General features: G+C 46.7%; 16 protein-coding genes. 6 read left to right on the forward strand and 10 right to left on the reverse strand.

Annotation, left to right across the window (positions count from 1 at the left end; genetic code table 11):
- Positions 1-103: 103 nt before the first annotated feature.
- Both trxB and ACFQS8_RS07355 read left to right on the forward strand, forming a co-directional pair.
- Positions 104-1,060 carry a thioredoxin-disulfide reductase gene (gene trxB, locus ACFQS8_RS07350; protein ID WP_382166653.1) on the forward strand — a complete coding sequence of 319 codons (957 nt, stop codon included), beginning with the start codon at positions 104-106 and terminating at the stop codon, positions 1,058-1,060.
- A 113-nt stretch (positions 1,061-1,173) separates the two neighbouring features.
- Positions 1,174-2,082 carry a LysR family transcriptional regulator gene (locus ACFQS8_RS07355; RefSeq protein WP_382166654.1) on the forward strand — a complete coding sequence of 303 codons (909 nt, stop codon included), beginning with the start codon at positions 1,174-1,176 and terminating at the stop codon, positions 2,080-2,082.
- Positions 2,083-2,682: 600 nt separating this feature from the next.
- Here the strand turns inward: ACFQS8_RS07355 and ACFQS8_RS07360 are convergent.
- On the reverse strand, positions 2,683-3,285 hold the full coding sequence (locus tag ACFQS8_RS07360; protein WP_382166655.1) for a hypothetical protein: 603 nt from the start codon (positions 3,283-3,285) through the stop codon (positions 2,683-2,685).
- Between the two features lie 72 nt (positions 3,286-3,357).
- Here ACFQS8_RS07360 and ACFQS8_RS07365 point away from each other — a divergent pair, with 72 nt between their 5' ends.
- Complete coding sequence (locus tag ACFQS8_RS07365; RefSeq protein ID WP_382166656.1) at positions 3,358-3,903, forward strand: DUF2975 domain-containing protein; 546 nt, start codon at positions 3,358-3,360, stop codon at positions 3,901-3,903.
- On the forward strand, positions 3,903-4,103 hold the full coding sequence (locus ACFQS8_RS07370; protein WP_382166657.1) for a helix-turn-helix domain-containing protein: 201 nt from the start codon (positions 3,903-3,905) through the stop codon (positions 4,101-4,103). The genes ACFQS8_RS07365 and ACFQS8_RS07370 overlap by 1 nt, the downstream gene beginning before the upstream one ends.
- 6 nt (positions 4,104-4,109) lie before the next feature.
- Here the strand turns inward: ACFQS8_RS07370 and ACFQS8_RS07375 are convergent, their stop codons facing one another.
- The 6 genes from ACFQS8_RS07375 to ACFQS8_RS07400 form a co-directional block, all read right to left on the reverse strand.
- Positions 4,110-4,568: a Dps family protein gene (locus ACFQS8_RS07375; protein WP_382166658.1), complete on the reverse strand. Its 459-nt coding sequence runs from the start codon at positions 4,566-4,568 to the stop codon at positions 4,110-4,112.
- A gap of 90 nt (positions 4,569-4,658) precedes the next feature.
- Positions 4,659-5,003: a VOC family protein gene (locus ACFQS8_RS07380; protein WP_382166659.1), complete on the reverse strand. Its 345-nt coding sequence runs from the start codon at positions 5,001-5,003 to the stop codon at positions 4,659-4,661.
- 101 nt (positions 5,004-5,104) lie between these two features.
- Positions 5,105-6,379, reverse strand: a complete 1,275-nt coding sequence (locus tag ACFQS8_RS07385) for an RNA polymerase sigma factor (protein ID WP_382166660.1) — start codon at positions 6,377-6,379, stop codon at positions 5,105-5,107.
- Positions 6,380-6,389: 10 nt separating this feature from the next.
- On the reverse strand, positions 6,390-6,740 hold the full coding sequence (locus tag ACFQS8_RS07390) for a YciI family protein (RefSeq protein WP_382166661.1): 351 nt from the start codon (positions 6,738-6,740) through the stop codon (positions 6,390-6,392).
- A gap of 216 nt (positions 6,741-6,956) precedes the next feature.
- Positions 6,957-7,391 carry an acyl-CoA thioesterase gene (locus tag ACFQS8_RS07395; protein ID WP_382166662.1) on the reverse strand — a complete coding sequence of 145 codons (435 nt, stop codon included), beginning with the start codon at positions 7,389-7,391 and terminating at the stop codon, positions 6,957-6,959.
- 142 nt (positions 7,392-7,533) lie between these two features.
- Positions 7,534-8,265, reverse strand: coding sequence for a flavodoxin family protein (locus tag ACFQS8_RS07400; protein ID WP_382166663.1), 732 nt, complete (start codon positions 8,263-8,265; stop codon positions 7,534-7,536).
- A gap of 151 nt (positions 8,266-8,416) precedes the next feature.
- On the opposite strand from ACFQS8_RS07400, the gene ACFQS8_RS07405 reads away from it, so the two are divergent.
- Entirely contained in the window at positions 8,417-8,752 is a 336-nt protein-coding gene (locus ACFQS8_RS07405; RefSeq protein WP_382166664.1) for a zinc ribbon domain-containing protein YjdM, read from the forward strand.
- 92 nt (positions 8,753-8,844) lie between these two features.
- On the opposite strand, the gene ACFQS8_RS07410 is transcribed toward ACFQS8_RS07405, so the two are convergent.
- The 3 genes from ACFQS8_RS07410 to ACFQS8_RS07420 form a co-directional block, all read right to left on the reverse strand.
- The gene (locus tag ACFQS8_RS07410; RefSeq protein ID WP_382166665.1) at positions 8,845-10,056 is read right to left on the reverse strand and encodes a pyridoxal phosphate-dependent aminotransferase; all 1,212 of its coding nucleotides are present in this window, start codon (positions 10,054-10,056) and stop codon (positions 8,845-8,847) included.
- A 187-nt stretch (positions 10,057-10,243) separates the two neighbouring features.
- Positions 10,244-10,774 carry a response regulator gene (locus ACFQS8_RS07415; RefSeq protein ID WP_382166666.1) on the reverse strand — a complete coding sequence of 177 codons (531 nt, stop codon included), beginning with the start codon at positions 10,772-10,774 and terminating at the stop codon, positions 10,244-10,246.
- 209 nt (positions 10,775-10,983) lie between these two features.
- Positions 10,984-11,490, reverse strand: coding sequence for a response regulator (locus ACFQS8_RS07420; RefSeq protein ID WP_382166667.1), 507 nt, complete (start codon positions 11,488-11,490; stop codon positions 10,984-10,986).
- A gap of 191 nt (positions 11,491-11,681) precedes the next feature.
- Between ACFQS8_RS07420 and uvrC the strand changes: the two genes are divergently transcribed.
- The gene (gene uvrC, locus ACFQS8_RS07425; protein WP_382166668.1) at positions 11,682-13,595 is read left to right on the forward strand and encodes an excinuclease ABC subunit UvrC; all 1,914 of its coding nucleotides are present in this window, start codon (positions 11,682-11,684) and stop codon (positions 13,593-13,595) included.
- The last annotated feature ends 1 nt before the right edge of the window (position 13,596 follow it).

The raw sequence follows: 13,596 nt of genomic DNA on the forward strand, positions 1-13,596 counted from the left end.
GCCTTGCATTCTTAGGTCACTCCCCCTAAATCCGATGATCGAAATTTACCAAGCTTAGACGCCTAGAGGCGACAAGCCTTTATGCACTGCAGGAGCTATAGATATGAGCAAGACCGAGCACCGTTCACTAATTATTCTTGGATCGGGCCCTGCAGGTTATTCTGCCGCGATATATGCAGCGCGCGCAATGCGAGCACCAATGCTCATTGCGGGCATGCAGCCTGGCGGCCAGCTAACAATCACAACTGAAGTTGAGAACTACCCTGGTTTTGCCGAAGTTATCCAAGGCCCATGGCTGATGGAACAAATGAAAGGCCAAGCAGAGCATGTTGGCACTGAGATTGTAGAAGACCATATCAAGTCTGTTGATCTTCAAAACCGTCCTTTCACACTGGAAGGCGAAAGCGGCACAACCTATACCGCCGACGCTCTGATTATCTGTACAGGCGCTCAAGCAAAATGGTTGGGCCTTGAGACTGAAAAGAAATTCCAAGGCTTTGGTGTATCTGCTTGTGCGACATGCGATGGATTTTTCTATCGCGGCAAAGAAGTCATCGTTGTTGGAGGCGGAAACACAGCTGTTGAAGAAGCCCTCTTCCTAACAAACTTCGCATCCAAAGTGACCGTTGTACACCGCCGTGACAGCTTCCGTGCTGAACGCATTTTGCAAGAGCGTCTATTTGCGCATGAGAAAGTGGAAGTCCTTTGGAACCACCAACTTGAAGAAGTTGTCGGTGATGAAAATCCACTTGGCGTCACCGGAGTTAAACTGAAAAATGTTGAAACCGGCGCAATTAGCGAACGCGATGTACACGGTGTCTTTATTGCGATTGGACACGCACCAGCAACATCCCTCTTCACAGATCAGCTTGAAATGAAACAAGGTGGTTATTTGATTACAGAACCAGACTCTACAAAGACATCAATTCCGGGTGTGTATGCAGCAGGCGACGTGACAGATGACAAATTCCGCCAAGCTGTAACTGCCGCTGGCATGGGATGTATGGCAGCTTTGGAATCTGACCATTTTCTCGCTGAATTAGAATTACAACGCAAATAATCGCCTCTTTTTGTCCTTTGCTTTGACAATGTCACTATTCATGCTTTTTAGTTACTCGGCTAATTTGGCGAATCATGTGCCTTTGTCAAAAGGCATGAGTGAGGGAATATGTGATGGGACAGGCTATGGATTGGGATAAGTTGAAATCCTTCCACGCGGCAGCAGAAACAGGCAGCTTAACGGCAGCAGGCGAACGCCTTGGAATTTCTCAATCTGCTGTCTCCCGTCAGATTGCTTCTCTTGAAGAAGCGCTCAATAATTCATTGTTTCAGCGCCATGCGCGCGGCCTAATTCTAACGGAAGCAGGCCGAATTCTTCACCGTGCGACAGCTGAAATGGCTTCTTCTGCGCGTACAGCAGAATCCGCATTGAATGACACAGGCGAAACACCTCACGGGCAATTGCATGTGACTGCACCTGTTGCTTTTGGGTCGTTTTGGCTTGCACCGCGTATTCACAAATTTGCAGACCTGTACCCGCGCATGCGTATCAAACTTTCTCTCGATGATCGTGAGTTTGACCTGCTCACGCTTGAAGCTGAATGTGCGATTCGCCTATGGCCGGCAGATAAAGCTGACCTGATTCAGCGTAAACTCGTGACTGTACGCACAAGCTTGTATGCATCTGCTGACTATTTAGATTTGAATGGAACTCCAGAGCGTGCAGAAGATCTTGATAGACATCGCATCGTTTCTTTTGGTGAAGATGACGAACAAATGAAAGCGATGAACTGGGCTCAGCGCGTAGGACGTGATGATCGCGGTGAAAGAGAAGCCGTTCTACAAATCAATAATGTGAATGGTATGATGCGTGCTGTTCGTTCTGGGTTGGGCATTGCTGACCTTCCAGAATATATGGTGTCTAAAGAGTTCGGACTTAAAAAAGTTTTGCCAGATCTGACAGGTCCGACATTTGACCTCTATTTCATATATCCATCTGATTTAAAGAAATCGCGTAGAATCGGTATTTTCAGAGACTTCATCACATCTGAACTCAAAGCCGACGCGCAACAGTCAAAATAGATATTCCAGTTAGATTGATTTTTAAAACATTCCCTTTGGGGGTGAACGGACAATCTTGTCTCTCGCCTAGTTTGTGTTCAAAAATACAATCTTGAAAAAACATAGGCCTCTACAACACTTTACATCATATGCAAAAATGCATTGCAGCCCTCCTGAAACAATGCTTGTACGCATTACTTAATAATGTATAACTGAATTCAAGCGAGATTGCCTCCCTTGCTACCCAATTCGAAGCGCTAGCCGCTTCTTGGGCGTTTCCTCCCCCGAGGCACACCTTTATTAGCCACGCTGCTTAGCGTGGCTTTTTTTTGTCTCGAATTTCCCTGTCACAATACATTCATTTGTCTCGGCTTGGGTTTGAAGATAAAACTTAACCCTGACATGGTATTTGTCATACGGGATATCTATGCATAATTGCATTGTTGCACTACTTAAATATGACTTGTGCGCAATGCTCAATAATGTATAAATGTCCTCAAGCGAGATTGCCTCCCTTGCTACCCAATTCGAAGCGCTAGCCGCTTCTTGGGCGTTTCCTCCCCCCGAGGCACACCTTTCAAGCCGCGCTTTCTAGCGCGGCTTTTTTTTGTTCAGTTTCCTCTAAGACGCCTTACAACTGGGTATTTTCCCCTCATTTAGAGCCGCTAAATCAATTTTCTGCTCTTTGACAAATGTAAAATAATCATCCTCCGCAGCAGGCTTCAAATAGATTTTTACCTTCATTTTTTCAAAGGGATTTGCGCCCTCTTCAAGACACCCCTGAGAAGTTACGCTTAGACTAAAGCTATTTTCAGCCCTCTCCTTATTTGCAGCGCCCCGCTCTGCGATTTGGGAGAAAGTATCCCGGAAAGCTAATACGCGGGCCATATCACTCTGCTTAAATGAAAAGCCATAAATACTCGTCCCCATACGCCTATCTTTCAGTAAAAAAGGTGACGCCGGCATATCCTCCACGAGCATATCAAATGTCTCGGTTGTACGCTCATGCTTGGTGCCATCAAAAAGATCTACAGTAAGTTTCACATCCCCGTCTTCGATTTTGAATCCATCTTGAATACGCACTGCGACCTTTGCTTGAGAGAAGTCAAATGTATGGGGATTTAGCCCTGCAAGCTTGGGAATGCTGGTTAAAGGAATAGTCGTGCAATTTGATAAAACACCTATTGCACACACCGCGATCAGCGAACTAACTAATTTTTTCATAGACAATCATCACCTCATTATATAGTAATTAATTATCGTAAAACATGAATTTATATAAATTGGAAGTACATTTTGTCTGAGAACACGCTACCAAGGCCAACCATTCGATTGTGCAATATCTGCAAATGGGTAACTCTGCTTGGAGCAGTCCTGTTAGTGATCCAGCTTGTATTTGGCGAAGGGTTGAATGAGATTGTCAGCAATCATTGGAACATGCTGCCTTCACAAATTCGCGCAGCAACCGAATATAGCCCCATGAAAAAAATGCTCGTTTATTCAATCGCAGCGCTTAATTATGTCGGGATGTTTCTACTTGCGGGCGGGATTTGGCGCATCTTTCACACATTGCAAAAATATGGACCATTCTCTCCTCAAGCCTCTAATGCCATGAAATTTATGGGACTGTCAGTCTTCGTAATGGCTGCGATAAGCATCGTGTTACCCACATTTATGGGTTTAGCGATAACGCTAAATAATCCCCCTCAAATGCACGTATTCACGGTGCAATTATCCGCAGGTTCTATATCAATGCTGTTAGTGGGATTTGTGTTGAGAATATTAGGCCGAGCAATGCTTCAAGCCGCCAATATCGCCGAAGAGAACAGGCAATTTATCTAATGACGATCATTGTTAGACTAGATGTCATGCTTGCGCTTCGCAAAATGAAATCAAAAGACCTCGCACAGGAGATCGGCATATCAGAACAAAACCTTTCCCTACTCAGGCAGGGAAAGGTCAAAGGTGTTCGCTTTGAAACGCTCGATAAAATCTGTGAGGTTCTTGATTGCAAACCTGGTGATATTATCGACCGTGAATGAACAAGCCTAAGCGATGTGTGCGCGCAGCATCCATGCTGCTTTTTCACTTGCCGCTGCACGTTGCGTCATCAAGTCAGCGGTCGCATCATCATCTTTATCGCCGGCCAATCTCAATGCTTCACGGGCTGCACGTACAACCGTCTCATTGTCTTTGACAAGGTTTGCGATCATCTCATTTGCTTTTGGAATGCTAGTATCTTGCTTAATACCCGAGCGACTGTAGATCTCGCTCACTGCTGGCGCATAGACACCAAGTGAACGGATACGCTCGGCAATTTCATCCAAAGCAGCCCACAATTCAGTGTATTGTAGCTCAAACATTGCGTGGTAGGCTGAAAACTGTGGCCCCTCCACATTCCAGTGGTAATTGTGTGTTTTCATGTAAAGCGCATATGTATCAGCAAGCACTTGGCTCAACGCATCTGCAATTGCTTCACGGTCACTTTTTGAAATTCCAATGTCCATAATGATCTCCTTGAAATATCTAAATTAGAACTATTCTAAATTGGGAAACTTATTCCCAAATTCAAGCCCACCAAACACGTTATTCAAAATTTATTGCTCAAGCGGCAAATGCATCGCCACAGCTAGCTCATTGCCTGCTGGATCAAGAAAGTGAAACCGCCTCCCACCCGGAAATTCATGGCGTTCAATTATCTCTCCGCCTGCTTGCTCAACAATTTTTTCTGTTTGAGCCGTATCTTCAGACAACAATATTACAAGCGGCCCGCCACGCGGTGGCTTTTCGGTTGATTTCGCAAATCCACCCTCGATTCCAGCATTTGAAAAGGCAAGATAGGCTTCACCCCATTCTTCAAACTCCCAACCAAATGCTGAACTATAAAAGGCTTTAATCGGTTCAAAGTCTGCTGCGCGAAACTCCACATAATATATGTTCATGAAATATATCTCTTATGTTTATGGTTTGATCTTTTCAATGTTTACCACATCTAGAAGTTTTACACACCCCACTTAACCAAGGACTGGATGCAATCTTTGCATTATTTATTGCTTGATGAGGTAATCGCGGCCCTCAAACTCTCCACCTTACGTGCAACAAAAGCGCGCTCAATATCATTGTCAGCAAAGGCTAGCGCACTTTCTAGCAAACGCAATGCAGGTACCACCTCACCAGAGCGCTCGCAGACATCTGCTTTCGCGAGCAAAAAGGATGCATTTTTTGTCATATCATGAGTATTTTCCAGCGTATGCAGCACCTCGATCCCTGCCTGAAGGGATGAGCCATATGATAGGGCAATCGCCTGATTAATCCGCACAATAGGCGTTGGCTGCATCTGATATAATAGCGCATATAAGCCGCAAATTTGTGGCCAATCTGTACTTTCCCAATCCGCCGCCCCCACATGCAACGCACTGATACACGCTTGCAATTGATACGGACCAACCGCCCCTTTAGCCAAAGCTTGCTTGACGGTATGATTGCCTTCTTCAGCTTTTTGTTGATCCCAAAGGCTACGGTCTTGATGTTCCAGTGCCACCATTCGCCCTTGCTTATCAAGTCGTGCGTAACGGCGTGCATCATGCAGGAGCAAAAGCGCATAAAGCCCCAACACTTCAGGTTCATGAGGTAAGAGTTGCACTAAAATTCGTGCAAGGCGAATAGCTTCATTGCTCAAATTTACCCGCGTGAGATTCTCGCCAGAACTTGCTGAATAGCCTTCATTGAAAATCAAATACACAACAGCCAAAACACCACGCAATCGCGAAGGCATCATTTGCTGGTCTGGTATTTTATAGGGAATAGCGGCAAGTTTGATCTTCTTCTTTGCGCGCACCAACCGCTGAGCCATAGCACTAGACGTATCAAGAAATGCGCGTGCGATTTCTTCCGTTTTCAATCCCCCAATTGTGCGCAAAGTTAAGGCTATCTGCGTCTTTTCATCTAATGCAGGATGACAGCACGTAAAGATCATTTCCAAGCGCTCATCGGGAATAGTAAGCGCATTATCTTCTTCAATATCATAAACTGGTAATTGGCTTAGATAGGCTATGTCTGCTTGTTTCTTTTTAAAATTATTCAATCGACGTAGCCGATCAATCGCTTTGCGATGTGATGTGGTGATCAACCACGCTGCTGGTGATTTTGGTACGCCCTTCTCGGGCCAAGTTTTAAGCGCAGCCTCAACAGCATCTTGCAAAACGTCTTCTGCAAGCTGAAAGTCGCCAACATTCTTGACGATGCAAGACAGAATGCGCCCCCATTCCTCCCTTACAATTCGCGCAATTGTTTGCTCAAGAGAGTATGGGGGCAGCATAAAAATCGACCTATTCGAATGTCATGATTGGCCGCACTTCAACACGTCCATATTTTGCAGTTGGAATTTTCGCTGCGTAGGACAATGCTTCGTCTAAATCTTTACAATCAAGAAGATAATAGCCACCCAATTGCTCTTTGGTTTCAGCAAATGGTCCATCCATTATTTCAACCTTACCATTTTCAGTGGTCACTGTGCTCGCCGTAGCAACAGGTTGAAGCGCCTCACCGCCCTTAAACACCCCATTCTCGACGCACATTGCTGTAAAGGCTTCATATTCTTGAATGTAAGCACCGAAAGCTTCTGTGCCTGGCTGCGGGTCTTTACCTTCAGTTCCATAAATCAAACATAAAAATTGCATGCTTAGTCCCTCTCCATTGCATAAGGCATTATTGCCTTACACTCACAAGACGAACGCCAGATGTCAAAATCGACAGTCCGATCAAAAAAATAAAACTTTTCTTACTTTAATGCGACCAAGCACAGCCCAAGACTCAAACGGCATTTAATCCTCATTAAATCTGCAGGACACTTGTCTCACCTGCATTCAATCTATCTCAGCACCCCAGTAAGCGCTTTAAAGTTCCTGATAGTCTTCTGTGCGCGGAAGAGCTTCAAGTCGATCAATGATAAATTGCGGCGGTATGGTTGATTTGCGAAGCTTTAAATCCATCCACACAATCATAGACCGCACTTCTGCACGTAGCTCTCCATCTTCTCCATAAAAGCGGTTGACGAAGATGTAGCGAGACTTCTTGCTATTGATACCGCCACATTGAAAATCAACGCTGAACTTCTCCAGCATATGCAGCTCTTTGCGGTAGCTGATATTGTCGTGCAAAGCGACTGAACCTACGCCCAGCTTCAAAGCTTCTTTATGGCCAAAGCCACCTTCCCCTAAATACAGCATACGACATTGAGAGGCGTAATCGAGATATCCCGTATTGGCCAAGTGGGCATTGGCATCCATATCACCCCACATCACCTGAAAATCATATTTGGGATTGCTCATTGACCTACTCCTCAGCCACCATACTCATGTTGAGGCTTATGTAGGCATTTGACATAGCAACGTCTATAATGACCTAAGGGAAGAATTGCCTATTTGCCGCAAATTGGGAGGCCGCCATACAGCGTCCCCTTCAATATGCCCTTTAAGGGTGCGCGAATCGTTCACCATTCTGCCAACGTTTCACATTATTCCCGTAATCCGGCATACCGGACATTTTCAACATCGACGCTAAATGCATAGCATTCCATGCCGCAAATGTTGTTGTGCGTTTGGTGAATGTGTTTTCCAGCCCTGCACCTTCGTCTCCAAAAGACTTACCCGGCCCAACTTCGCCAATCCATCCCGTATCCGCTTGAGGCGCAATTGTGCAGCCAATGTGATTTAAGGCATATAGAAGCGACATTGAACAATGCTTCACGCCATCCTCATTCCCCGTCACGACCGCCGCACCTACCTTGCCATAGAAAGCATATTGACCCTGTTCATTCTGTTCAGCGCTCATCCCATAAAGGCGTTCAATCACTTGCCTGCACACAGAACTTTCCTCGCCTAACCAAATCGGCGTTGCTAGGATGATAATGTTCGCATTACGTACTTTCTGCGCAAGCTTTGGCCATTCATCTTCAAAGCCATCATCGCGCATGTCCGCTTTCACACCCGGCGCGAGGTTATAGTCAACAGCTCTCACAATCTCAAAATCAACATTTGCAAACTCAAATATATGCTCCATCCGCTTCAATAGGCGATCCGTATGAGATGTCTGCGGGCTTGGTTTAAGGGAGCAATTAAACACAATAGCAGAAAGCTCACTGGAACGGATCGTCTCGAGTTTTGCGTTGGAAAAATCATCATAAGTGATTGTGGCGCTGGCCATGGGGAAATATCCTTATGTCTATGCTACAGGGGTAATTCACAAAAACGCGACATAGAGACCAAGGTTCCGATTTTTGAGGGGGATTTTCTTGCTTTTTTAACCAAAAAGCGTATCGCCTACACAAGACCTTGTGAAAAATATGGAAATAAGTATGAGCCAATTGCCACCCTGCCCAAAATGCCAGTCAATCTACACCTATGAAGACGGCGCTTTGCTCATTTGTCCCGAGTGCGCACACGAATGGTCTGCGACAGCTCAAGCGGACGAAAGCGAAAAAGTATACAAGGATGCAAACGGCACTATTTTGCAAGATGGCGACAGCGTAACCGTCATCAAGGACCTTAAAGTCAAAGGCTCATCGCTCGTTGTAAAAGTTGGCACTAAGGTGAAATCAATCCGCCTTATCGACAGTGACCACGACATTGACTGCAAAATCGACGGCATCGGCCCCATGCAGCTCAAAACCCAGTTCGTAAAGAAGGTTTAACGGGCAGAGCACGCCTTTAAATCTATCCCAACAAAAAAAGCCGCCCCATTTCTGAGGCGGCTTTTCTTATTCCAAATTCAGCCCAACAGAGCCTATTTCAAACCAGCACAGAAGCGTTTGATGCGGTGTCCTGCTTCTTGCAAAGCTTCTGTTGATGTTGCGTAAGAAATGCGGAAAGCCGGTGACAATCCAAACGCTTCCCCATGCACCACGGCAACCATTTCTTCTTCAAGCAATGCTGCTGCAAAATCTTGGTCAGACTCAATCAGCTTCCCGCCTTTAGATGTCTTACCAATCGCACCTTCACAGCTTGGGTAAACATAGAATGCGCCTTCAGGTTTTGGACATTTCAAAATGCCGGAACAATCGTTAAGCAGCTCCACCATCATGTCACGACGCTCAGCAAACACTTTATTGCGCTCAGCGATAAAGTCTTGCGGACCATTTAGCGCTTCCACTGATGCATATTGAGAAATTGAACATGCATTGGATGTTGTCTGTGTCATCACATTCCCCATCGCCTTGATGAGGTCTGCAGGCCCAGCCGCATATCCAATACGCCAACCAGTCATTGCGTATGATTTAGACACACCATTCATTGTCAAAGTGCGGTCATACAATTCTGGGCAAACCTGCGCGATAGTTGTGAACTCAAACCCATCATAAACAAGGTGCTCATACATATCATCGGTCAACACCCACACGTGCGGGTTCGCGATCAACACCTCTCCCAATGCACGCAATTCTTCACGTGTATAAGCTGCACCAGATGGGTTAGACGGTGAGTTCAAAAGCAACCATTTTGTTTTAGGTGTAATCGCAGCCGCAAGAGCTTCCGGCTTTAACTTATAATTGTCAGATGCTTTTGCTTCCGCGAACACAGGTGTCGCGCCGCACATGATAGCCATATCTGGGTAAGATACCCAATAAGGTGTTGGAACAACAACTTCATCACCAGGATTCAGCGTCGCAGCAAATGCATTGAAGATGATCGGCTTACCGCCAGGTGCAACTGTCACCTGACTTGGTACATAATCAAGTTCATTATCACGCTTAAACTTTGCACAAATTGCTTTTTTAAGCTCAGGGATACCATCCACAGCCGTGTATTTAGTGTGACCTGCATTAATGGCAGCAATCGCCGCCGCTTTAATATTGTCTGGCGTATCAAAGTCGGGTTCACCCGCGCCCAGACCAATCACATCATGTCCTGCCGCCTTCAGCTCACGTGCTTTCGACGTCACGGCAATAGTTGCTGACGGCTTTACGCGTTTGAGGGATTCAGAAATTGGTGCGCTTGTCATGAGGGGTGATCCTTTCGCGGCTCACATTGTCGGAGAGTTCATCTCCAATAGGGTCTGGAAATTAAGGCTCTTCCATTCCACACCAAGGCGCACATGAAAAGACACTTCTGTGTCACACACAGGTGTTTTATGCCCTTTTTCACATGAAATGATCGTTAGGTTGGAAGAAATGCTACAATTAGCAGCTTTAGCCCAGCATTTCGCCGCCCTCATCCTCATCACGCGGCACAGGTGCCTCGCGGCGGCGTTCCTTACCTGTCCACCGTCCACCTTCTTTGCGGCGGCGGTCTGGTCCATAGTAAAACGCAGTTTTCACAAATTGACGGCGATTATTCACAACAGCAGCCAGTTTCTTCCACGCTTGGTCAGCAGACACAGGTTTAGCTAGAATTTCATCAACGCCGGCATCAACCAGCAATTTCAATGTAGATCGCCGCGTGTCGGCAGTACATGCAATAACGGGAACGTGCTGAGACGGACTATCAGGCGCACGCCGCAGCATGCCGACAAACTCTGCCCCTGTGAGACCATCCAAATGCTGGTCCACAATAATAGCATCAATGTCCTTATCGCCCACTTGCTTAAATGCGTCTTCCGCATTGTCCGCTTCATTCACCGTACGAATACCAAATGCCAACAAAATACCCCGCCACAACAAACGCATGTTGCGGTGGTCGTCCAACACAAGAATAGAAATATTCGCTAGTTTATTGGCCACAATGGTATCTCGATATTACAAGGCTAAATCGTCTATTAAATAAGGTGCACATATTAGCACCCGATCTTTATTAACAAACAATGTCCCTATTTAAAGTATACCCACATTTTCAGTGAATATATGCCTTAGCTTCCCTTAAGTAATACACCACCCACCTTTAGACGAATCAAGTAAGCTCAGCCAGCACACTGGGAAGCTACATTCAATTTCTAGTCTAGCAAGCAATCATCGGGAATAAATACGCGGCGCTCTTCCTCTCCCATGAAAGGAGATGCACGTCTGCGGCGGTCTGGCCCTGAGTATTTGCCAATCCTCACAAATGAGCGGCGGCGGTTCACAAGCATACACATTTTCTGCCATGCCTGCTCTGCTGAAACGGGTTTTGCCAATATCTCATCGGCCCCAGAATCAATCCATTTACGCAATATAGACGGACGCGTATCCCCAGAACACGCAATCACAGGCACATGCGGCGCAGGACTATCACCGCCTCGGCGCAACATGCCAACAAATTCAGCCCCCGTCATGCCATCAAGATGATAATCTACAATCACAATATCAATTTGGTTTGAGCTTAAAACCTGCAATGCTTCATAAGCATCCTTGGCCTCATAAACAGAGCGAATACCAAACCCCATAAGAATAGAACGCCATAAACGACGCATATTTTTATGATCATCCAGTATCAGAACTTTGACATTTCCAAGCAAGTTCACGTCGATCACCCTTGTTTATAACAGGCACACCCCTATGCCACTCGGGAAGATTTAAGCAGGTTTTGGTTAGAATCGCGTGTGACTGACATATCCAATCCATGCGTTTACGGGCGCATTTTGTTAACCATAAACTGCCGATTTGCGCATTTCAGTGCTTTTATATCTGACTATTCCTCCCATATACTCTCTGCATGACAGACTCACCCACATCCCCACCTCAACTTGATCCCCCTCAAGATCGTGAACCCAATCCGCATTTTGCCGGTGTGGATGTTATCAAAGCGCATTTAAAGCACCTGCCGGCCAAGCCCGGTGTCTATCGCATGTATGGCATTGATGGGGATTTGCTTTATGTGGGGAAAGCGCGCGTTTTGAAAAACCGCGTCGCCAATTATGCAAAGTTAGGCGGACACACTCAACGCATCGCCCGCATGATTTCGCTGACCCGCAGCATGGAATTTGTCGTCACAGAAAGCGAAACCGAAGCGCTGCTGCTTGAGGCAAACCTGATCAAAAAGCTCAAACCGCGTTTTAATATCCTGCTGCGCGATGATAAGAGCTTTCCCTATATCCTTATCCGCCGCGATCATGATGCCCCGCAAATCCTAAAGCATCGCGGCGCTAAAAAAACCAAGGGCGATTACTTTGGCCCATTCGCATCCGGCTATGCGGTCAATGAAACGCTCGACATTCTGCAAAAGGCTTTCCTTCTACGCACCTGCACCGACAGCGTGTATGAAGGGCGTTCTCGTGCTTGTATGCAACACCAAATCAAGCGCTGCTCTGCCCCCTGCGTCGATCTTATCTCCAAGCAAGACTATGATGAACTTGCAAACCAAGCCGCCCTCTTCTTGCAAGGCAAAGCCACTACGCTACAAGACCAACTTGCCCAAGACATGGAACGCGCATCTGAAGATATGGAGTTTGAAAAAGCTGCCATTTTGCGTGACCGCATCAAAGCCCTTGCAGCTGTCCGCGCTTCTCAAACCATAAACCCTGCCGATGTAGAAGAAGCAGATATTTTCGCCATTGAAACCAAGGGCGGCCAAACCTGTGTGCAGGCTTTCTTTATTCGTGCAGGGCAAAACTGGGGTGCCACCGCATATTATCCGCGCCATGATATGGATGATACGCCTGAAGACATCCTCGCCGCTTTCCTTGTGCAATTTTATGATAGCCGCCCCGTTCCAAAACTCATCCTCACATCAGTTGTGCCCAGCCAAGCAAAATTCATTGCCGAGGCGCTAGAACTTCGCACCGAATACAAAGTCTATATCCACACCCCCGCACGCGGCGCAAAGCTTGGTCTCGTCAAGCAAGCCCACACGAATGCGCGTGAAGCCCTTGCCCGAAAATTGGCGCAGACCCAAAGCCAAGGCAAAATCCTCACCCATGTGCAAAAAGTCTTCGATCTTTCAGAACCACCCAAGCGTATCGAAGTTTACGATAACTCGCACATTCAAGGCAGCAATGCTGTTGGCGGGATGATTGTCGCCAATTCTGAGGGCTTTGATAAATCCAGCTATCGCAAATTCAATATCAAAGACACGGAGATAGAACCGGGGGATGATTACGGCATGATGCGCGAAGTGATGCGCCGCCGTTTTGCGCGTCTCAAAAAGGAAGCCGAAGGGCGCGAAACCAAGCCAGACACATGGCCCGATCTTGTGCTAATTGATGGCGGCTTGGGGCAATTATCTGCCGTGATTGAAGCTTTAGCGGATGTAGGCTTTGGTCCTCATGACCTCAATCTCGTCGCCATCGCCAAAGGGCCAGACCGTAATGCGGGCCGCGAGCAATTCTTCCGTCCGGGCCGCGCGCCTTTCCAAATGCCAATCAATGACCCTGCGCTCTATTACCTCCAACGCCTTCGCGATGAAGCCCACCGCTGGGCCATTGGTGCACACCGCGCCAAACGCTCCGCCGATATTAAGAAAAACCCGCTCGATGACATTGGCGGCATTGGGCCTACCCGAAAAAAAGCACTTTTACATCATTTTGGCAGTGCCAAAGGCATATCTAATGCTAAACTCGTAGACCTTGAAGCCGTGGAAGGCGTTTCCGCTGCCTTAGCGCAAAAAATATACGACCATTTCCAGAATTGAG

The sequence above is a fragment of the Hirschia litorea genome (assembly GCF_042665075.1).
Classification (GTDB): domain Bacteria; phylum Pseudomonadota; class Alphaproteobacteria; order Caulobacterales; family Hyphomonadaceae; genus Hirschia; species Hirschia litorea.